This is a genomic window from Stenotrophomonas pavanii (assembly GCF_900101175.1).
GTDB lineage: Bacteria > Pseudomonadota > Gammaproteobacteria > Xanthomonadales > Xanthomonadaceae > Stenotrophomonas > Stenotrophomonas pavanii.
This window is the reverse complement of sequence record NZ_FNFQ01000003.1, coordinates 158,069-178,270: the sequence shown is the minus strand read 5'-3', so window position 1 is coordinate 178,270 and position 20,202 is coordinate 158,069. Positions and strand designations below refer to the sequence as shown.

Annotated in this window: 19 protein-coding genes and 1 riboswitch; of the genes, 11 read left to right on the top strand and 8 right to left on the bottom strand. The window is 69.2% G+C overall.

What is annotated here, in order from left to right:
• Positions 1–136: 136 nt before the first annotated feature.
• A complete protein-coding gene (gene queD / locus BLS66_RS07055; protein ID WP_057494087.1) occupies positions 137–499 on the top strand; it encodes a 6-carboxytetrahydropterin synthase QueD in 363 nt (120 codons plus the stop codon).
• 117 nt (positions 500–616) lie between these two features.
• The gene (locus BLS66_RS07050) at positions 617–964 is read left to right on the top strand and encodes a phasin family protein (protein ID WP_049466358.1); all 348 of its coding nucleotides are present in this window, start codon (positions 617–619) and stop codon (positions 962–964) included.
• 434 nt (positions 965–1,398) lie between these two features.
• Here BLS66_RS07050 and asnB read toward each other — a convergent pair whose 3' ends face one another.
• Positions 1,399–3,300 carry an asparagine synthase (glutamine-hydrolyzing) gene (gene asnB / locus BLS66_RS07045; RefSeq protein WP_074725514.1) on the bottom strand — a complete coding sequence of 634 codons (1,902 nt, stop codon included), beginning with the start codon at positions 3,298–3,300 and terminating at the stop codon, positions 1,399–1,401.
• A 349-nt stretch (positions 3,301–3,649) separates the two neighbouring features.
• Here asnB and BLS66_RS07040 point away from each other — a divergent pair, with 349 nt between their 5' ends.
• On the top strand, positions 3,650–4,339 hold the full coding sequence (locus BLS66_RS07040) for a winged helix-turn-helix domain-containing protein (protein ID WP_010484092.1): 690 nt from the start codon (positions 3,650–3,652) through the stop codon (positions 4,337–4,339).
• Positions 4,336–5,682: an ATP-binding protein gene (locus BLS66_RS07035; RefSeq protein ID WP_074725513.1), complete on the top strand. Its 1,347-nt coding sequence runs from the start codon at positions 4,336–4,338 to the stop codon at positions 5,680–5,682. Before BLS66_RS07040 ends, BLS66_RS07035 begins: the two co-directional genes overlap by 4 nt.
• On the opposite strand, the gene BLS66_RS07030 is transcribed toward BLS66_RS07035, so the two are convergent.
• Positions 5,679–7,148 (bottom strand): sensor histidine kinase, encoded by a 1,470-nt coding sequence (locus BLS66_RS07030; RefSeq protein ID WP_074725512.1) that lies wholly within the window; start codon positions 7,146–7,148, stop codon positions 5,679–5,681. The two genes, BLS66_RS07035 and BLS66_RS07030, sit on opposite strands and share 4 nt — an antisense overlap.
• The gene (locus tag BLS66_RS07025) at positions 7,145–7,864 is read right to left on the bottom strand and encodes a response regulator transcription factor (protein WP_053462082.1); all 720 of its coding nucleotides are present in this window, start codon (positions 7,862–7,864) and stop codon (positions 7,145–7,147) included. The genes BLS66_RS07030 and BLS66_RS07025 overlap by 4 nt, the downstream gene beginning before the upstream one ends.
• Before the next feature lie 144 nt (positions 7,865–8,008).
• On the opposite strand from BLS66_RS07025, the gene msrB reads away from it, so the two are divergent.
• The 4 genes from msrB (at position 8,009) to BLS66_RS07005 (ending at position 12,764) form a co-directional block, all read left to right on the top strand.
• Complete coding sequence (gene msrB / locus BLS66_RS07020) at positions 8,009–8,581, top strand: peptide-methionine (R)-S-oxide reductase MsrB (RefSeq protein WP_074725511.1); 573 nt, start codon at positions 8,009–8,011, stop codon at positions 8,579–8,581.
• A 2-nt stretch (positions 8,582–8,583) separates the two neighbouring features.
• Positions 8,584–10,353 (top strand): cytochrome c biogenesis protein DipZ, encoded by a 1,770-nt coding sequence (locus tag BLS66_RS07015; RefSeq protein WP_074725510.1) that lies wholly within the window; start codon positions 8,584–8,586, stop codon positions 10,351–10,353.
• 14 nt (positions 10,354–10,367) lie between these two features.
• Positions 10,368–11,105, top strand: coding sequence for a peptide-methionine (S)-S-oxide reductase MsrA (gene msrA, locus BLS66_RS07010; protein WP_049465073.1), 738 nt, complete (start codon positions 10,368–10,370; stop codon positions 11,103–11,105).
• A gap of 210 nt (positions 11,106–11,315) precedes the next feature.
• The gene (locus BLS66_RS07005) at positions 11,316–12,764 is read left to right on the top strand and encodes an aminotransferase-like domain-containing protein (RefSeq protein WP_049465057.1); all 1,449 of its coding nucleotides are present in this window, start codon (positions 11,316–11,318) and stop codon (positions 12,762–12,764) included.
• A gap of 75 nt (positions 12,765–12,839) precedes the next feature.
• Here BLS66_RS07005 and bioD read toward each other — a convergent pair whose 3' ends face one another.
• Positions 12,840–13,523, bottom strand: a complete 684-nt coding sequence (gene bioD, locus BLS66_RS07000; RefSeq protein ID WP_074725509.1) for a dethiobiotin synthase — start codon at positions 13,521–13,523, stop codon at positions 12,840–12,842.
• Positions 13,524–13,591: 68 nt separating this feature from the next.
• Between bioD and BLS66_RS06995 the strand changes: the two genes are divergently transcribed.
• Together BLS66_RS06995 and BLS66_RS06990 are read left to right on the top strand one after the other, a co-directional pair.
• Positions 13,592–14,074, top strand: a complete 483-nt coding sequence (locus BLS66_RS06995; RefSeq protein ID WP_032959222.1) for a GAF domain-containing protein — start codon at positions 13,592–13,594, stop codon at positions 14,072–14,074.
• Positions 14,071–14,433 carry a TfoX/Sxy family protein gene (locus BLS66_RS06990; protein WP_074725508.1) on the top strand — a complete coding sequence of 121 codons (363 nt, stop codon included), beginning with the start codon at positions 14,071–14,073 and terminating at the stop codon, positions 14,431–14,433. Before BLS66_RS06995 ends, BLS66_RS06990 begins: the two co-directional genes overlap by 4 nt.
• Before the next feature lie 89 nt (positions 14,434–14,522).
• Here the strand turns inward: BLS66_RS06990 and BLS66_RS06985 are convergent, their stop codons facing one another.
• Positions 14,523–15,101, bottom strand: coding sequence for a histidine phosphatase family protein (locus BLS66_RS06985; protein ID WP_049465051.1), 579 nt, complete (start codon positions 15,099–15,101; stop codon positions 14,523–14,525).
• Between the two features lie 142 nt (positions 15,102–15,243).
• Positions 15,244–15,467, top strand: a riboswitch (cobalamin riboswitch).
• A 115-nt stretch (positions 15,468–15,582) separates the two neighbouring features.
• Here BLS66_RS06985 and btuB point away from each other — a divergent pair.
• A complete protein-coding gene (gene btuB, locus BLS66_RS06980; RefSeq protein ID WP_074725507.1) occupies positions 15,583–17,424 on the top strand; it encodes a TonB-dependent vitamin B12 receptor in 1,842 nt (613 codons plus the stop codon).
• A gap of 237 nt (positions 17,425–17,661) precedes the next feature.
• On the opposite strand, the gene gph is transcribed toward btuB, so the two are convergent.
• The 3 genes from gph to BLS66_RS06965 all read right to left on the bottom strand — a co-directional run bounded on the left by gph (position 17,662) and on the right by BLS66_RS06965 (position 20,106).
• Positions 17,662–18,324, bottom strand: a complete 663-nt coding sequence (gph, locus tag BLS66_RS06975) for a phosphoglycolate phosphatase (protein ID WP_053462075.1) — start codon at positions 18,322–18,324, stop codon at positions 17,662–17,664.
• Between the two features lie 64 nt (positions 18,325–18,388).
• Complete coding sequence (locus BLS66_RS06970; RefSeq protein ID WP_049465045.1) at positions 18,389–19,180, bottom strand: class I SAM-dependent methyltransferase; 792 nt, start codon at positions 19,178–19,180, stop codon at positions 18,389–18,391.
• Complete coding sequence (locus BLS66_RS06965; RefSeq protein ID WP_049465043.1) at positions 19,177–20,106, bottom strand: LysR family transcriptional regulator; 930 nt, start codon at positions 20,104–20,106, stop codon at positions 19,177–19,179. Before BLS66_RS06965 ends, BLS66_RS06970 begins: the two co-directional genes overlap by 4 nt.
• Between the last annotated feature and the right edge of the window lie 96 nt (positions 20,107–20,202).

Sequence of the window (20,202 nt, the reverse complement as noted above, 5' to 3'; positions counted from 1 at the left end):
CCGGGTCCGGCCAATAACATCTCTTCATACGGATATAAGAGAAACTATCATCTCTTCATCCGGATGAAAAGAATTTATTCACGAAAGACCGGGGCACACCCGGGCTGCCCGGCAGCCCGCGGCGTACAATCGCGTCATGGAAATCTTCAAAGTCTTCATGCTCGAGGCGGCGCACCGCCTCCCCAACGTGCCGCCGGGGCACAAGTGCGCGCGCCTGCACGGCCACTCGTTCCGGGTGGAACTGAAGGTCGAGGGCGAACCCGGTGCGCAGACCGGCTGGATCATGGACTTCGGCGACGTGAAGGCGGCTTTCCAGCCGATCTACGACCGCCTGGACCACCACTACCTCAACGACATCCCCGGCCTGGAGAACCCGACCAGCGAGAACCTGGCGGTGTGGATCTGGAACGAACTCAAACCCAGCCTGCCGGCGCTGAGCGAGATCACCGTGCACGAAACCTGCACGTCCGGCTGTCGCTACCGCGGGCCCACCCCCTGATCAACCCACTGATCTGAAAGGGTTTTCAAAGGCGCCTCGGGCGCCTTTGTAATTTTTGTTGCATTGCCGCATCAACGGCGTATGCTGCATTGCATCAAGCCACTCCCTGATGCCCCCATGGCCGCCGCCTTCAGCGATCGCTTCAGTGATGCCACCCGCCAGCTCGCCGCCGCCGCAACGCGGGCGAACCGGTTGGCGTTGGAGAACGCAGAAAGCGTGTTCGGCGTGCAGCTGAAGGTGATGGAGCGCAACCTGACCGCGACCGGCGGCTGGCTCGGCGAACTGGCCCGCGGCGAGGATGCGGCCGGGACGCTCTCCAGGGGTGCACAGCTGTGGCAGGACAACCTGCAGCGACTGGGACAGGCACAGCAGGACGTGGTCGGTCTCGGCCTGCAGGCCAGCAAGGCCTGGTCCGAACTGGTGCAGGGCTACAACGAATCAACGGCGGACGCGAACAACCACTGACGCGACGCAACGCTCATTGCGTGGGTCCCTCCCCCCACGCAATCCGGACCCGGCAGATCCCTCCCTCTGCCGGGTCTTTTTTTGCCTGGCGTTTGGGTATCGAAGTGCGTCTTCGCCCGACGTCTCTGCGGCTGAAGGGCCCCGCCGGAGCAGGCAGGGGTTTGGGCAAATGTCCCCCGGCGCCGGCCGTTGGCCGTCACCTCCTCCTTTACTTTGCCCAGACCCCTGCCCGCCCCGACGAGGCTCGGCGTGCGGTGAGGAGAGCGCAGCACGCGCGGCCGCCTTTCAAGGAAGCGCCGACGAACTCCGAACGCCGGGCGGATGCCCTTGCGTACGAAGTAAAGGGGGAGGTGACGGCCAACGGCCGGCGCCGGAGGACATTCGTACGCAAGGGCATCCGCCCTGCGCCACGCAGAACAATCCGCGAAGGAGCCTCAGCGCCCGCGGCCACCATGCCAATGCTGGTGCCACGCCTGGAACATCAACACGTTCCACAGGTGCGTGTGCCACTTGCGCTCGCCGCGCAGGAACGCCTCCCAGATGCCCCGCACGCGCACCGCATCGAAGCAGCCCTGGTTGCGCAGCAGCTGCGGGTCCAGCAGTGCCTCCGCCCAGTCACGCAACGGCCCCGCCAGCCAGCGCGCCATCGGTGGGCCGAAGCCGCGCTTGGGGCGGTACACCAGCGGTTCCGGCAGATAGCGCGCCAGCAGGTGCTTGAGGATCCGCTTGTGTTCCCCATCGTGGTACTTCAGGTGCTGCGGCAGGCGCCACGCCAGGCGCACCACCTCCATGTCCAGTAGTGGCGCACGGGTCTCGACACCCGCCGCCATGCCCGCACGGTCGACCTTGGCCAGGATGCCCTCGGCCAGGTCCATGCGGAAATCCAGCAGCTGGATGCGCGCCTCGGCCGGCAGCGCCGTGTCCTGCTGCTGGAAGATCGTCAGCGGCTCACGCGCACCCAGCACGACCTGGGCCGGCTGTCGCCAGCGGGTCACCCGCTGCAGGTAATGCCCCTCCACATCGTTGGCAGCGACCTCGGCCACCAGCGCACGCCAGCCACCGAGGCGACCGCGCTCGGCGTTCAAGCGATTGCCGCTGCGCCGCGCCAGGTCGCGTACCCAGTCCGGCAGGCCGCCGCACAGGCGCGCATTGCGCAGCGCGCGGCCATAGCTGGGGTGGCCGAAGAACAGCTCATCGCCACCGTCACCGGTCAGCGCGACCGGCTTGCGCGCCCCCAGCAGTTCACTGGCCAGCAACGTCGGCAGCTGTGAAGCGTCGGCGAAGGGTTCGCACCAGACCTGCGGCAGGCGCTGCAGCAGGTCCAGGCCCTGGCGCGCATCCATGCGGTGCAGGTGGTGCTGCACCCCCAGGTGACGCGCGACCTGCGACGCCCAGTCGCTCTCGTCATGCCCCGGATCGTCGAAGCCGACGGTCCACGCCTCGATCGGCAGGGTCGACTGGGCCTGCATCATTGCCGTCACCAGCGAGGAATCGGTGCCGCCGGACAGGAACGCGCCGCAGGCCAGTGGCGAGTGCATGCGCGCCGCGATCGCCTTCTGCAGTGCTGCTTCCAGCTGGTCGGTGGCCTGTTCCAGGCTCGGCGCCGGCTGCAGCGGTTGCTGCAGCGCGCTCTGCATCGCGTCGCGCGCGCACCAGTAACGCGCGCCACCCTGCGCGGCATGGCTGGAGTGACCTGCGGCGTGGTCACTGAGATCGATGCGCAGCATCGCGCCGGCCACCAGCTTGTGGATGCCGCGGTAGATGGTATGCGGTGCCGGCACGTAGTCATGGCGCAGCAACAGGCTCAGCGCGTCCTGATCGATGCTCGGCGCGAAACCGGCGAAGGCCTGCAGCGCCTTCAACTCCGAGGCGAACAGGAACTGGCCCTGGTACCAGCCGTAATACAGCGGCCGCTCGCCCACCGGATCACGGGCCAGCCACAGCACGCGCGCCTCCCGGTCCCAGACGCTGAAGCCGAAGGCACCCTCGATGCGCGACAGCGCCCGCTGCACACCCCATTCGACGATCGCCTGCAGCAGCAGCCGCGCATCGCTGCAACTACGTGGCAGGTCGCGCAACTGCGCCTGCAGGTCACCGCGGTTGTACAGGCGGCCGTCCAGGCACAGCACGTAGCGACCGCAGTCCGAGCTGAGCGGCTGCAACGGCGTATCGGCCGGCGCCCGGCAGTGGCCCAGCGCGAGGCCTGCCTCGGCGTCGGTCCAGTAGCCGATGCGGCCACGGCCACGCTGCTGCAGGGCACGCAGCATCGGTGCCAGCTGCTGCAGCAGCTGCTCGTCCTCGGCGGGCGGCAGCCAGGCCCCGACCACGCCGCTCATCGGGCGCCTCGGCAGTGGCAGCGGCGGGGTGGGTTGAACAGGCAGCGGGCGGCGGGCGACATGAGGACGGCACGCGGAGCGGAGGAGACTCCATGCTCGGCCGCAGGCCCCGCTGCGTCAGTCGCTTTGCTGTCAGCGATCGTCACCAGCCGTATCACGAAGGTAACGTTTTGTAACAGCGGCAGGCTATGCTGGGCGGCAAGTCGTTGCCGGGACTGAGAACCGGCCGGAGCGCCAGCAACCCCGGCTGAATGGCGCCCGCCCCCGGGACCCGGGCGGCCCGACGGCTGGGATAGCATCGCCGCGCTCGTGCCGTGGCGGTACGTTTGCGTCCACGGAGGCCTTGGAAATGCTGGATATCGTACTGGTCGAAGACGATGCCCGCCTGGGAACGATGGTCAGTGACTACCTGCAGCGGCATGGCTACCAGGTCGCCCATGAACGCAGCGGCGAGCGCGCAGTGGCCCGGATCCTGGCCGAAAAGCCGGCGCTGGTGCTGCTCGATGTCGGCCTGCCCGACCAGGATGGTTTCGAAGTGTGTCGGCAGATCCGGCCTCACTATGACGGCATCATCTGCGTGCTGACCGCCCGCACCGACAACATCGACCAGGTGCTGGGCCTGGAACTGGGGGCCGACGATTACATCGGCAAACCGATCGAGCCACGGGTGCTGCTGGCCCGGTTGCGTGCCCACCTGCGCCGGCACCGCCGGGTCGAGCCGCGTGACGGCAGCCTGCGCTTCGGCGAGCTGAACATCGACCCTTCCACCCGCAACGTGCACCTGCAGGGCGGCCTGCTGGAGCTGACCACGGCCGAGTTCGACCTGCTGTTCCTGCTGGCCAGCAACGCCGGCCAGATCCTCGACCGCGATGCGCTGCTGCGCGGCCTGCGCGGGATCGCCTTCGACGGCCTGGACCGCTCGATCGATGCCCGCATCTCGCGCCTGCGCCGCAAGCTGGGCGACAACCCCGAGCAACCGGAACGGATCAAGACCGTCCGCGGCCGCGGCTATCTGTTCAGCCGCTCGGCATGGGGATGACGCGCACGCCGTCGGCGATGCGCGGCCACGCCTTCCACTTCCTGCGCTACGGCATCGGCTTCCTGCTCGCCCACCTGTTGCTGATCGTGCTGGGCCTGTGGGCCTGGGATGCCCTGCTGGAAGATCGCACCGAAGCGGGCCTGCAGGCCGAGATGCGCGGCACGCACGCGCTGCTGCAGCATCGCTTCGCCGAAACCCCGCGTGAGCAATGGCCGGCGCTGGCCCGCGAACTCGACGCTGATTTCGCCTATGCCCTGCGCCTGGTGCCGCTGGCCGAGGCGGCGAAGGCGCTGCCGGCCAGCCAGCGCCCTCCGTTCAACAACGGCCGCGTGCAGATCGACCTGGAGCACATGCGCAGCCTGCAGCGCATCGGTGACAGCGACTACGCGGTGATGCTGGGGCCGCTGGACGAAGCACTGCCCGATGAGGGGTGGCAGGACAGCGAAGTGTCCGGCGTGGCGATCCTGCTGCTGATCCTGATGGTGGCGGTGGCGCTGCCGATGTACGTGATGGTCTACCGGCTGTGGCGCGACGTCTCGCAGCTGGCCCAGGCGGCGCGGCGCATGCGCGACGGCCAGCTGGACACGCGTGCGCCGCGCGCCGGCACCGCACTGGTGCGGCCGCTGGCCAATGCCTTCAACCACATGGCCGAGCAGCTGCAGCAACTGCTGGAAAGCCAGCGGGTGCTGGCCCAGGCGGTGGCGCACGAAGTGCGCACGCCGCTGGCACGGATGCGTTTCGGCCTGGCCGAGCTGGAAGACAGCGCACTTGACGACGTGCAGCGCGATGCGCTGGGCGGCCTGCGCACCGACGTTGACCGGCTGCAGCACCTGACCGATGCAGGCGTCGAGTACGCCGCACTGGGCCGCTGCCATCAGCTGACCCGGCAGCGCCTGCAGCTGGCGGCACTGGTGCGTGGCGTGGTCGCCCAGTTCGCACCGTTGCCGATGCCGGTGCAGCAGGCGCTGTCGCCGGTGGGTCTGGTCAACGTCAACCGGCACATGCTGGAACTGGCGCTGCGCAACCTGCTCGGCAATGCCCTGCGGTACGCGCGGCGGCAGATCCGCATTGCCAGCACCGTCAACGACGGCTGGCTGTGCGTACAGGTGGAGGACGACGGCCCCGGCATCGCACCGGAGCTCCGCGGCCAGGTGCTGCAACCCTACGTGCGGCTGGACCCGGGCAGTCCCGGGTTCGGCCTGGGCCTGGCACTGGTGCAGGTGGTGGCCGACAAGCACGGTGGCCACGTCGAGGTGACCGATTCGGAGCTGGGTGGGGCCTGCATCCGCCTGCACCTGCCATTGGAGAGCGGCGGCAGCGCAGAGGGCGAAGCGGCCTGCTAGGCCGCCGGTTCCGCCCGCGGCAAGGCAAACACGAACAGCGCGCCGCGCGCACTGTCACGCAGTTCGATGCGCCGGCCATGCAGCTGCACGATGCGCTGCACGATCAACAGGCCCAATCCGCCGTTCTCGCCGCGCCGGGCACCCAGCGCGGCCGGTGCCTGGAACAGCTGCGTGCGCAGTGCCGGGGCCACCCCGGGACCGTCATCGGCCACGCTCACCTCCACGCTGTCATCGGTTGCGCGCAGGCGCACCTCGATCTGCCCGCCCTCGGGTGCATGCCGCAGCGCGTTGTCGAGCAGGTTGGTCAGCACCCGCTCGACCAGGCCAAGGTCGGCGCGCACCGGCGGCAGGCCGGGCGGGAATGCCGCGTGCAGTTGCTGGCCACGCGCCTGCGCCGCCAGTTCGAACTTCTGCAGCACGTCCTGCAGCAGCTCCGGCAGTGCGAACACCTCCCACTCCAGCCGCACTTCGCCATGCTCCAGCCGCGCCAGCTCGAACAGCGCACGCGCCAGCCGGCCGACCTTGGCACTCTGTGCCAGGGCGATGCCGAGATAACGGCGCCGCTCGTCCGGCGACAGCGTGGCATCCTTCAATGCCAGCGTTTCCAGGTAGCCGTGCAGCGATGACAACGGCGTGCGCAGGTCGTGCGAGATGTTGGCCACCAGCTCGCGGCGCTGCAGGTCCTGCTGGCGCAGCTGCTGCCACTGCTCGCCCAGCCGCTGCGCCATCTGCGCATGCGCATGTTCGAGGATCACCAGTTCATCGCTCTCACCCGGGCGCAGCGGCTCCGCGGGCGGCAGTGGCGTGGGTGCATCGATGTCGAAGGCCTGGATGCGCCGGGTCAGCCGCCGCAGCGGGCGTGTCACCCAGTAGAACGCCACCAGCCCGGCCAGCAGGCCAAGGCCACCAACCAGTGCCACCGACCACAGCGTGGTGTTCCACTGGCTGCCGGCGGCGAGGTCGTCGGCCAGCATCTGCCGGTGCTCGCCCACCAGCACCACGTACACATAACCGGCCTGGCGGCCCTGAACGATCAACGGTGCAGCACTGAACACCTTGCGGCCATCGGCGCTGCGCGGGTCATCGCCGAGGATCGGCAACGGTGCTCCCGCCAGCAAGCGGCGCAGCGGCGCCACGTCCACCCGGGTGCGCACCAGGTGCCCACTGGGCGCATCGTGGCCAAGGATGCGGCCCTGGTCGTCCAGCAGGTAGACCTCGACGCTGGGGTTGACCGCCATCAGCTGGCCGAACAGCGCGCGCACCGCGGCATCGCGCATGCCGCTGGTATCCATCAGCTCGCTGCGCTGCGCGATATGTTCGGCCAGGCCCAGCGACAGCCGCTGCACGACTTCCTGCTCGTGGCGGGTGTTGGCCCGCATCTGCAGCGCCAGCAGCGCCATGCAGCACGCCAGCATCAGCGCAGCGGTCACCACCGCCAGCTTCTGCCACAGGTTCGGCTTGATCATGCGGCCGCCCCGGCCGGGTCGACCAGCTTGTAGCCACGACCCCACACCGTCAGCAACCGCCGCGGGTTGGCCGGGTCGGGCTCGATCTTGCTGCGCAGGCGATTGATATGGGTGTTGACCGTGTGCTCGTAGCCGTCGTGCTGGTAGCCCCAGACCTGGTTGAGCAGCTCCATGCGCGCGAACACCTGGTCCGGGTGACGGGCGAAGAACAGCAGCAGGTCGAATTCGCGCGGGGTCAGCTCCAGCGTGTTGCCATCCACCGAGGCGGTGCGCGCGACCGGATCCAGCTGCAACCCGCCCAGCTCGATCGCACCGGCATCGATGCGCGCGCTCTGTGCCATCGCCTCGGCGCGGCGCAACAGCGCACGCACCCGCGCCACCAGCTCCGGCATCGAGAACGGCTTGGCCAGATAATCATCCGCGCCCAGCTCCAGGCCGACGATGCGCTGCGTTTCGCTGCCCCGCGCGCTGATGATGATGATCGGCACGTAACGCGCCATCGCGCGTGCACGCTGGCAGACCTGCAGGCCATCCACGCCGGGCAGCATCACGTCCAGCACCAGTGCGTCCCATGGGCCGTCCTGCTCCAGCAGGCGCAGGCCGGCGTCGCCGCTGGCGGCATGGGCGACCTCGTAGCCTTCATCGCCCAGGTGCATGCGCAGCAGGTCGGCGATGTGGGCATCGTCTTCAACAATCAGCACGCGTTTGGTCGACATCGGCAACTCGGGGCCAGCGGGGAGGCTGGCTGCATTGTGGCGCGGGACGGCCGCCGATACCTCACGAAAAATTGAATCCTGCGTGAGGATTCGTTGACCCGGGCGGGCGCAGCATGGCCCCGTCGCCCCTTCCCGGAGTCCGCCATGTCCCTGTCCCGCCGCCATCTGCTGGGCCTGGGCGGTGTTGCCACCGCCGCCGGCCTGCTCGGCCTGGGGGCCTGCAGCCGCGCCGCCCCGGCCGCCGCCGAAGCGCGCCCGTCGCGACAGTTCGAGGTCATGCACAGCGATGCCGAGTGGCGCCAGCGCCTGACCCCGGCGCAGTACGCGGTGCTGCGCCAGCAGGCGACCGAGCGCCCCTACAGCAGCCCGCTCAACAAGGAGCACCGGCAGGGCACCTTCGCCTGCGCCGGCTGCGCGCTGCCGCTGTTCTCCTCGTCCACCAAATTCGAGAGCGGCACCGGCTGGCCCAGCTTCTGGGCACCGCTGCACAACGCCATCGGCGAAGACCGCGACGTGACCTTCGGGATGCTGAGGGTGGAGGTGCACTGCCGCCGCTGCGGTGGCCACCTCGGCCACGTGTTCAACGACGGCCCGCGCCCGACCGGGCTGCGCTACTGCATGAACGGTGCGGCGATGGTGTTCGTTCCCGGCGCCACGGATGGCACCGCCGACGGCTGGCGGGTGCCGGTCGGTTCTTCTCCTGTTTCCGGAGCCTGACCATGCTGCTGTTGCTGCTTGCCTACCTGGGGGGCGCGCTGACCCTGCTCAGCCCGTGCATCCTGCCGGTGCTGCCGTTCGTGTTCGCGCGTGCCGACCGACCGTTCCTGCGCAGCACGCTGCCGCTGCTGCTGGGCATGGCGCTCACCTTCACCGTGGTTGCCAGCCTGGCCGCGGTGGGCAGCCAGTGGGTGGCGCAGGCCAACCAGGTCGGACGCTGGATCGCCCTGCTGCTGATGGCGCTGTTCGCGCTGGCGCTGCTGTGGCCGCGACTGGCCGACCACCTGCTGGCACCGTTCCAGCGCGTGGGCGCCCGCCTGAGCGCGCGTGCCGATGCCGCCGACGCGGCGGGACGGAGCGGTGCGTGGACATCGCTGCTGATCGGCATCGCCACCGGCCTGCTGTGGGCGCCCTGCGCGGGGCCGATCCTTGGCCTGGTGCTGACCGGTGCCGCCCTGCATGGCGCCAGCGTGGGGACCAGCACCCTGCTGCTGGCGTATGCGCTGGGCGCGATCACTGCGCTGGCGCTGGCGGTGTGGGTCGGCGGCCGCGTGTTCCGTGCGCTGCAGGCGCGGCTTGGCCTCGGCGATGTGCTGCGCAAGGGGCTGGGCGTGGCCGCCCTGCTGGCGGTGGTGGCGATCGGCCTGGGCTGGGATACCGGCCTGCTGACCCGTCTTTCCACGGTCAGCACCGCCCGCATCGAGCAGGGCCTGCTGGATGCGGTACCCGGCGCGCAGCCGTCGGCACCGCCGATGATGATGATGGCCGGTGCCAACGCCGCGGCCGATGCACCGCTGCCGTTGGAAGGCACCTTGCCCGCGCTGGACGGTGCCACCGGCTGGCTCAACAGCCCCCCGCTGGCAGCCCAGCAGCTGCGCGGCAAGGTCGTGCTGATCGATTTCTGGACCTACTCCTGCATCAACTGCCTGCGCGCGATGCCGTTCGTGCACGAATGGGAGCGCCGCTACCGCGACCACGGCCTGGTGGTGATCGGCGTGCACACGCCGGAGTTCGCCTTCGAGCGTGACCCGCGCAACGTGATGAAGGCGGTGCAGCAGCTGAAGGTCGAGTACCCGGTGGCGCTGGACAACCAGTACACGATCTGGCGCGCGTTCAACAACCGCTACTGGCCGGCGCAGTACTTCGTCGACGCACAGGGCAACATCCGCGGCCACCAGTTCGGTGAAGGCAACTACGCGCGCTCGGAACAGATGATCCGTCGCCTGCTGGCCGACGCCGGGCAGACGAACCTGCCGCCGCCCGCCGATCCCGCTGCCGCCGAGCTGAAGGGCGTGGCCGCGCAGGCCGACATGAGCAACCTGCGTTCGCCGGAAACCTACCTGGGCCACGCCCGTGCCGAGCAGTTCGCCTCGCCCGGCGGGCAGCGCAGCGACGCCGCGTTCGACTACACGCTGCCGGCCAGCCTGGCGTTGAACCAGTGGGGACTGTCCGGGCGCTGGACCATCACCGACGAGGCCGCACAACTGCAGCAGGCCGGCGGCCGCATCGCCTTCCAGTTCCATGCCCGCGACCTGCACCTGGTGCTGGCACCGGGCCAGGAAGGAACGCCGGTGCGCTTCCGCGTCTGGCTGGATGGCAAGCCGCTGCCCGCCGCCGACGCCGGCAGTGATGTCGGTGCCGATGGCAGTGGCGTGGTCGACGAGCACCGCCTGTACCAGCTGGTGCGCCAGCGCGGCACGGTCGGCCCGCACCGCTTCGAGATCGAGTTCCTCGATGCGGGCGTGCAGGCCTATGCCTTCACCTTCGGTTGAACCGGGAGGACATGATGAAACTCTCCTTTGAACAGGGCATCGCCGCCGGTGTGGCCGGCCTGGTGGCCACGGCCTTGATTGCCGGCGTGCTGCTGGTCGACCACGGCGCGGCTGCGGCACCGGTCGAAGCCAGCGCGCAGATCCAGGCACTGCCGGCCCCCACCGGTGATGCGGCGTTCCGCGATGACGCGACCCACGCCAGCGTGGTGTTCGCCGGCGGTTGCTTCTGGGGCGTGCAGGGCGTGTTCCAGCACGTCAAGGGCGTGAGCAACGCGGTCTCCGGCTATATCGGTGGCAGTGCGGCCAATGCGCGTTATGAGCACGTCAGCGGTGGCCAGACCGGCCATGCCGAAGCAGTGAAGATCGACTACGACCCGCGCCAGGTCAGCTACGGGCAGCTGATGCAGGTGTTCTTCTCGGTCGCGCACGACCCGACCCAGCTCAACCGCCAAGGGCCCGACCACGGCAGCCAGTACCGCTCGGCGATCTTCAGCGATGACGCCCGCCAGCAGGCCGCCAGCCGCGCCTACATCACCCAGCTCGGCCAGGCCGGCAGCTACCGCGCACCGATCGTCACCCAGCTGGTCAGCGGCCAGCGCTTCTACCCGGCCGAGAGTTACCACCAGAACTACATGACCAACTACCCGCAGGCGGCCTACATCCGCTACTACGACGCACCGAAGCTGGCGGCCCTGGCCAAGCAGTTCCCGGCGCTGTACCGGCGCGAGGCGGTGCTGGTGCCGATGCGGTAGCGACCTGGGTAGCGCCGGCCGCTGGCCGCCAACCGCACTTTTCCGGATCCAGGGATTGCCGGCCAGCGGCCGGCACTATCCAAAAAAAGACGCACGGCCATCCAGCCGTGCGCTTGGAAAATACCGGCCACGCCCCGATCAGGCCCGGCCGACGACGACATGCTAGGCTCGCCATCATCACGGGTACAGCACCAGATGGCGGGAACTTCGATGGATACAGATGACCAGGCCACGATGATTCCTCCCCGCTACCAGCGGCTGTCCGATGAACTGGCCGAGGCCATCCATGGCGGGCGTCTTCCGGTCGGCAGCCGCCTGCCCTCGCTGCGGCAGATGGCCTCGCAGCGCAGGCTCAGCCTGAACACCGTGATTGCCGCCTACCGCCAGCTGGAAGATGCCGGCCTGGTGATTCCGCGGCCCAAGGCCGGCTTCGAGGTGGCGCCGCGGTTGTCGGTACCGGAACGGTCACTGCGCGATGTGCCCTCGGCCCCGACCGCACCGCTGCAGCAGGTACTCATGGCGCGGGTGCTGGAGGCACAGCGCCGCCCGGGCGTGGTCGACCTGGCCTTCGCCGGCCCGCGCGGTCGGCAGTTCTACCCGGGCGCGCAGCTGGCCCGTCACACCGCGCAGGTGCTGCGCCATGGCCAGCAGACGGTGGAGACCTACGCACGCCCGAACGGCTCGCCACGCCTGCTGGCGCAGATCGTGCGGCGTGGCCCGCGCATGGGGCTGCATACCCACAGCGAGCGCCTGCTGTTGACCCATGGTGCGATGGAGGCCCTGCAGCTGGCCCTGCGCGCGGTGACCGAACCGGGCGACGCGGTGGGCATCGAGGCGCCCTCCTACTTCAACCTGTACCCGTTGCTGGCCAACCTCGGCCTGCAGGCCATCGAGCTGCCCACCCATCCGCAGCACGGCCTGGAGGTCGATGCGCTGGAGGCGATGCTGGAGCACACGCCGCTGGCCGCACTGGTGGTGATGCCCACCGTGCACAATCCGCTGGGCTGTACCATGCCGACCGCCGCCAAGCAGCGCCTGGCCGAGCTGGTCAATGCACGCCAGCTGCCGCTGATAGAGGATGCGGTGTATGCCGAGCTGCAGTTCTGCGAGCCACCGGCCCCGTTGCTGAAAGCCTTCGATCGCGACGGCTGGGTGATGGTCGTGGGAGGCTTTTCCAAGACGCTGGCGCCGGATTACCGCATCGGCTGGCTGGATGGCGGCCGCTTCGCCGAACGCATCGCGCTGCTGAAATTCCAGTCCACCGGCGGCGAGCCACAACTGCTCGGCGATGCGGTCGCGGCGTATCTGGAGGCGGGCAGCTACGAGCATCACCTGCACCGCATGCGCCGGCTGTACCGCGAACAGGTGGGACGGCTGCGCCAGCTGGTGGCCGAACACTTCCCGGCCGGGACCCGCGCGACCGAACCGCAGGGCGGCTTCCTGCTCTGGCTGGAACTGCCGGGCGTGGACACGCGCGAGCTGTTCGAGCGAGCGCTGCAGGAGGACATCGTGTTCATGCCCGGCCAGGTGTATTCGCGCGGTGCGCGCTATCGCCACTGCCTGCGCCTGTCGTGCTGCCAGACGCTGGATGCGCGCTTCACCGGTGCGGTGGAGCGGCTGGGTGCGATCGCACGGGAGCTGGCGGCTGCAGCACGGTAGTGCCGGCCGCTTGCCGGCACCATCGGGATCACCGGGTGGATGCAGTTGCCGGCCAGCGGCCGGCACTACCCCGGATCAATCGAGCAGGTGCGCGCTCAGCGCTTCGCCGTCCGCCCCCGGCAGATGGGGCAGCCGTCCCCAGCACGGCATCGGCAGCCGCTGCCGCAGCGTGGCGATGTTCTCGTCCTGGCGCTGCATGGCCGGGTCGATGTGGTTGCCAATCCAGCCCAGGCACTCCACGCCACTGGCCTGCAGCGACTGCGCGGTCAGGCGCGCATGGTTGACGCAGCCCAGCCGCATGCCCACCACCAGCAGCACCGGCACCTGCAGTGCTCGCACCAGGTCGAGCTGGTCCAGCGTGGCCGAGACCGGTGCCAGCCACCCACCGACGCCCTCCACCACCACGATGTCGGCCTGCGCGCGCAATCGCGCGAACGCGGCCACGATCGGCGCCAGTTCCACCTGCACGCCGTCCTCGGCAGCGGCCAGCTCCGGTGCCAGCGGCTGCCGCAGCGCGTACGGGTTCAGATCGGCATAGTCCGGCACCGGCCAGCTGGCCGCCTGCAGGGCCAACGCGTCCTCGTTGCGCAGGCCCTGCCCCAGGTCTTCGCTGCCACTGGCCACCGGCTTCATGCCCACCGCGCGCCGGCCGCGCCGGCGCAGCGCATGCAGCAGCGCGGTGCTGGCCGCGGTCTTGCCGATTTCGGTGTCGGTGCCGGTGATGAACAGGGCGGGCGGCAGCGTAGCGGGCAACGGCATCGATGGGCTCCAACAGGGCAACAGAGCGTGCATTATCGCCGGCCCGGCGCGCTTGCTAGACTGCGGGCATGTTCGCCAACGCCTCGCTCACCGGCAGCAAGCCGGAACAATACGCCCAGCTGCTGGAACAGGCCCGTGGCCTGGTCTACGCCGAGTCCGACCGCATCGCCAACGCGGCCAACCTCTCCGCACTGGTCTACCACGCCCTGCCCGACCTGAACTGGGTGGGCTTCTACCTGTACGACGGCAAGGAACTGGTGGTCGGCCCGTTCCAGGGCCTGCCGGCCTGCGTGCGCATCCCGCTGGACAAGGGCGTGTGCGGTGCCGCCGCCAGCCAGCGCGTGACCCAGCGCGTGGACGACGTCGATGCCTTCCCCGGCCACATCGCCTGCGATTCGGCCTCGCGCTCGGAACTGGTGGTTCCGCTGCTGCGCGGTGATGAACTGATCGGCGTGTTCGACATCGACAGCCCGAAGATCGGCCGCTTCGATGCCGACGACCAGGCCGGCCTGGAAGCCATCGCCCGGGTATTCGTCGAGGCGCTGGGATGAGCGCACCCAAGCTGCGCAACATCGGCCCCAAGAGCGCGGCCTGGCTGCGCCAGGTCGGCCTGCGCAGCCGCGAGGATCTGGTCGCGATCGGTGCGGTGGGCGCCTTCGTCAAGGTCAAGCGCGCCGGCTTCAAGCCCAGCCTGAACCTGCTGTACTCGCTGGAAGGCGCGTTGCTGGACTGCCACTGGCAGGAACTGAGCGAGCCGCAGCGTGAGGCGCTGGTGCAGGATTACGAAGCACGCATCGCCGCGCATCCGCTGAAGGCGGCCGGCCCCGCCTCGGGCCCGGTGCACGAACAGCGCTTCGATGCCGACGATGACGCTGAAGACAGCGTTGCCGAGGATGCGAACGAGGATTGACGGCCTGGTAGTGCCGGCCGCTGGCCGGCAACTGCATGGTCTTTCAACGTTCCTCGGGCTGCCGGCCAGCGGCCGGCACTACCGAGGGGTTACGGCTGCTGCAGTTCCAGCAGCTCGCCTGCCAGCCCGGCTTCGCCACGTTCCAGCCATACCCGCAGGCGCGTGCCGTGGTCGATGCGCAGCGCCCAGCACAGCGACATCGGCAGGCCGCAGACCTGCGACAGCACCATGCGCAGCGGGCCACCATGGCTGACCACCAGCGTCGGCACCGGATCATCCTCGTCCAGCAGGCGGTCGAGCGCGCGCGCGATGCGCCGCTCGAAGTGGCCCCAGCTTTCGCCGTTCGGCGGTGGGAACGCATGCGGATCGGCGTGGAAGGCAGCGAGTGCATCCTCCGGCAGGTCGAACAGCGACTGCCCGTCCCAATCGCCGAAATCCAGCTCTTCCCATTCCTCGTCTGCTTCCACATCCAGCCCGCGCGGCGTGGCCAGGGCCATTGCCGTATGCAGCGAGCGCAGCCGCGGCGAACTGATCACCCGCTCCCAGGGCTGCGCGGCATAGGCATCGACCAGTTCCTGCGGCAGGCGGGCCAGCTGCGGTGGATCGCTGCGGCCATCGAGGAACTCATCGCGACCGTTGCCGGCATGGCGGACCAGGTCGAGGATCATGCGCGCGTCCTGTACAGGCAACGCGGGAACAGCGGAAAACAGGCGGACATCGGCAACGGCACCACGGGATCAAGAGGCCATTCTAAAGGCATGGCAAAGGCAGTCGAGCAAGCGCGGCGCTACGGGCCGCCTGCGATGCCGTAGACTGCGCGCACTTCCAGGTGACCTGCGGCCACGGCCGGCAGGTTGAAACGGGAAGCCGGTGACGCGTGATTCCACGCCATGCCGGCGCTGCCCCCGCAACGGTAAGCACGTCAGTTCCAGGCAACAACGCCACTGTGCCCTGTGCATGGGAAGGCGCCTGGACGGTGGCCCCCCGGCCACCCGGCGGCAAGCCCGGAGACCGGCCCGGAAGCCTCAGGTCGCGATGCGGTGGGCATGGCGCTGGATGACCGCAGCCTGCGCTGCGGCGTCGGCGCATGCCTGCCTTCGCGGCTCCTCCCCTTCGCCACGCGGGCGTGCGTGGCACCTGGAGTCCCCCATGAAGCTGCAGTCCCGAATGCTGTCCCTGGCCGTGCTGGCCGCCCTGCCCGCGCTGGCCCAGGCCGCCAATGACACCACCGCGCTCGACCAGATCCTGGTCACCGCCACCCGCACCCCGATCGCCCTGCAGGACAGCATCGCGCCGGCGCAGGTGATCGACCGCGCCCAGATCGAATCCAGCCAGGCCACTTCACTGCAGGAACTGCTGCGCGGCCGCGCCGGCATCAACCTGACCAATGCCGGCGGGCTGGGCAAGCAGAGCTCGCTGTTCCTGCGCGGCACCAACTCGGGCCACACCGTGGTGCTGATCGATGGCGTGCGCATCAACAGCGCCGACCTCGGCCTGGCGATGTACCAGGACCTGCCGCTGGCGCAGATCGAGCGCGTGGAGATCGTGCGTGGCCCGCAGTCCAGCCTGTACGGTGCCGACGCCATCGGCGGCGTGATCCAGATCTTCACCCGCCGTAACCCGGGCGACTTCGCACCGCACTTCCAGCTCGGCGGTGGCAGCAACGGCCTGCGCGAGGCCAGCGGCGGCATCGGCGGCGGTACCGAGCGCGGCTGGTTCGGCGCCGACATCGCCTACCAGCATTCCGATGGCATCGATGCCTGCCGCGGCTCGGCAACGCTGTTCACCGGTTGCTTTGCCGACGAACATGACCGCGACGGCTACCGCAACCTGTCCAAGAGCCTGCGCGGCGGCTACACCTTCAACGACCAGTGGAGCGTGGAAGGCAGCGCACTGCGTGCCGACGGCAAGAACCACTACGACGGCTACTACAACTACTCGGAAACCCGTCAGCAGGTGCTGGCCGGCAAGGTGCGCTACACCCCGTCCGAGCGCCTGGCGTTGACCGCCACTGTCGGCCGCAGCGACAACGAGTCGGACAACGTCGGCGACTTCGGTGCGCGTGGCAGTGCGCAGACCCACCGCGACAGCGCCTCGCTGCAGGGTGACATCGGCTTGGCCGAGGGCCAGCTGCTGAGCACCGGTGTGGACTGGAGCCAGGACAACCTGGATGGCAGCAGTGCCGGCTATCTGGTCGACAGCCGTCGCAACACCGGCGTGTTCGTGCAGTACCAGGGCCGCTTTGGTCGCCACCAGCTGCAGGCCAGTGCGCGCAACGACGACAACCAGCAGTTCGGCAACCATGCCACCGGCAGTGTCGGCTGGGCGATGGAACTGGGACACGGCCTGCGCGTCAATGCCAGCTACGGCACCGCGTTCAAGGCGCCGACCTTCAGCGACCTGTACGACCCGTGGAGCGGCGTGCCGACGTTGAAGCCGGAGAAGTCCAAGAGTGCCAACCTGGGCGTTTTGCAGCAGGGCCAGGGCTGGCATTGGGGCCTGGATGTGTACGAGACCCGCATCGATGACCTGATCACCTACGATGCGTCGACGTTCAGGATGCAGCAGGTGGAGAAGGCGCGCATCCGCGGCGCCGAACTGACCGGTGGCATGCTGCTGGCCGGCTTCGACCTCAACGCGCAGCTGAGCTACACCGACCCGCGCAACCGCACCCGCGGCAGCAGCCAGTTCGACAACTGGCTGCCGCGTCGTGCACAGCAGACTGCGCGCCTGGACATCGATCGCCGCTTCGGGGACTTCCGTGCCGGCCTCACCGTGCAGGGTGCGGGCAAGCGCTATGACGACGCCTCGAATGCGGTGAAGGTGGGCGGCTACGGTACGCTGGATGTTCGCGCCGAATACGCATTGACGCCGTCGTGGTCGCTGCTGGCGCGCGCTGCCAACGTGTTCGACCGCCGCTATGAAACAGTGGCGTGGTTCAACCAGCCCGGTCGCGAGTACCAGCTGAGCGTGCGTTACCAGCCGAAATGACCGCGACGGTCATGGTGGTGCCGGCCAGCGGCTGGCAACATCATGACCTTCGGCGACGTCCTCGGGGTTGCCGGCCAGCGGCCGGCACTACCCGTTGCGTTGGCTCTGGGTTGCCGGCCAGCGGCCGGCACTACCCGTTGCGTTGGCCCTGGGTTGCCGGCCAGCGGCCGGCACTACCTGTTGCGTCGGCCCTGGGTTGCCGGCCAGCGGCCGGCACCACCTGTTGCGTTGGCTGGGTTACCGGCCCGCGGCCAACCCCGGCAACTCACGCAGGTCGTCGATCACTGCCACCGCATGCGCGCTGGCCAGATCCAGGCCGCGCGGGTAGCCGTAGCGCACCAGCGCGATCGGCATGCCGGCCTCTTCGGCGGCGCGGTAGTCGGTCAACGAATCTCCCACCATCAGGCAGGCGTCCACCGGCAGCGCGAAATGCGCAGCGATGTGCCGCAGCGGTTCGCCACTGGGCTTGCGCTGCGGCAGCGAATCGCCCCCCAGTACCAGCGCGAACGCATCACCAATGCCCAGGTGCTGCAGCAGAGGCGGCACCAGTGCTTCGGGCTTGTTGGTGCAGATCGCCAGTGGCACGTCGCGTGCGCGCAGCTGCGCCAGTGCGTCGGCCACGCCATCGAACAGGCGCGGGCTGCGCAGCAGGCACTCGCGGTAGTGCACCATGAAGACCGGCATCACCTCGGCCAGGTCGACCTCACGACCGGCGGCGTGCACGGCCTGTTCGACCAGGCGGCGCACACCGTCGCCGATCCAGCCGAGCACGGTGGCTTCCGGCACGCGTGCCATGCCGATGTCTTCCAGCGTGCGGTTCAGTGCTTCGGCGATATCAGCTGCGCTGTCGACCAGCGTGCCATCAAGGTCGAACACGACCAGCGGATAGGGATACGACAAGGGACGGCACCTGCACGACGTGGGGCCGCCCATTGTACGCCGCTGGTTTCTGCGCCGATCCGCCTCAGCCGATCCGGCGCGCGCGGGTGGCCAGGAACGTGGGCAGGTAGCGGTCGATCAGGAAGCGCGGCTGCGGCTGCCAGTCTTCCATGAAGCGATCGATGACGAACCCCGCATCCAGCTGGCCGCCGATCAGTTCGGTCAGGCTGTGGCCAAAGGTCAGCGCATCGCCGCGGGCAAGTTTCGCCTCACGTTCGGCGGCGGGCAGGTCTTCCAGGTCCGAATAGGGAATGGCGTACTGCGGCCGAATCAGGCCCTGCGCATCGAGCTGCGGATCGCGCGCACCGACGAACAGCACCGGGTTGTAGAAGCTGGCCATCAACATGCCATCGCGCGCGAGCACGCGGCGGCATTCGGTCCAGACCGGGCGCACGTCCGGCACGTACAGATTGGAGATGGGGTGGAACACCACATCGAAGCTGTCGTTGGCAAATACGTGCAGGTCGCGCATGTCGCCCTGCACCGTGCGCAGCCGCAGGCCGTCGCGCGCCGCCACGCTGCGGTCCTGTTCCAGCTGCCCGTCGGACAGGTCGAACACGGTGACGTCGGCCCCGGCCGCCGCCAGCACCGGTGCCTGCTGGCCACCGCCCGAGGCCAGGCACAGCACCCGGCGGCCGCGCACATCGCCCAGCCAGTCCAGCGGCAGGGCGCGGGGCGTCAGGTGCACCTGCCAACGCCCTTCGCGCGCGGCGGCAATCGTTGAACTCTCCACCGGGCGCGACCATTCGCGCACTTCGCTGGCCTGGCGGTCCCAGGCAGCACGGTTGTGGTCGATCAAGGCCTGTCCATGGTTCATGTGTTCTCCTTGCCCGGTGGGCGCCAATCCAGATCCTGGAAGGCCGGGCTGGCGAAGCACTCGGCCAGGTAGTCCAGGAATCGCCGCATGATAGCGGGCTGCTGGCGGCGTGATGCGTACACGGCATGAATACCGAGTTCGTCCAGACTGAACGCAGGCAGCAGTTCGATCAGTTCACCGCTGCGCAGCAACGGTGCCACCTGGTAGGTCGGCAGCATGGCGATGCCGGCACCGGCCCGCACCGCCTCCAGCAGCAGCGAGGCCTCGTTGGCACTGATGTTGCCGCCCACCGCCACCGACAGCGAACGGCCATCGCGGTGCAGCTGCCACAGGCTCTTGCCGACGTAATGGTGGGTCAGGCAGTTGTGCGCGGCCAGGTGCTCGGGGGCGGTGGGCGTGCCGCGTGCCTGCAGGTACGACGGCGTTGCGCACAGTACCGAGCGGCAGGTGGCCAACCGGCGCGCGATCAGGCTGGGGTCGATCTGGCGCGCGATGCGCACCGCCAGGTCCACCCGCTCCTCCACCAGGTTCACCATGCGGTCGACCAGCAGCAGCTCGATGCGCGCGGCAGGATGGCGCGCAACAAAGCCGGCAACGGCCCGTGCCAGGTGGCTCTGCCCGAACGACACGCTGGCGGTGACCCGCAGCGTGCCGTGTGGCTCGGGATCGTCGCTGGCCAGCTCGCCCTGCAGTTCCTCGCCGATCGCCAGCATCTGGCGGAAGCGCGCCAGCGCCGCCTCGCCCGGGCCGGTCAGGCTGACCCGGCGCGTGGTCCGGTGCAGCAGGCGCGCGCCCAGCCAGGCCTCGACCTCGGCCAGGTAGCGGCTGACCATCGCCCGCGACATGTCCAGCACCTCGGCGGCCGCGGTCAGGCTGCCACGCTCGGCCACTTCGACGAACACGGTCATGGCGGTCAATCGGTCCATATGCTCGATCCATGCAACAAACAAGCGCGTTATACGCTGTTTTTCGGCCGACTGCAGGGGCCTAGAGTGGCCCCATTCCCACCCCACACCGCCCCA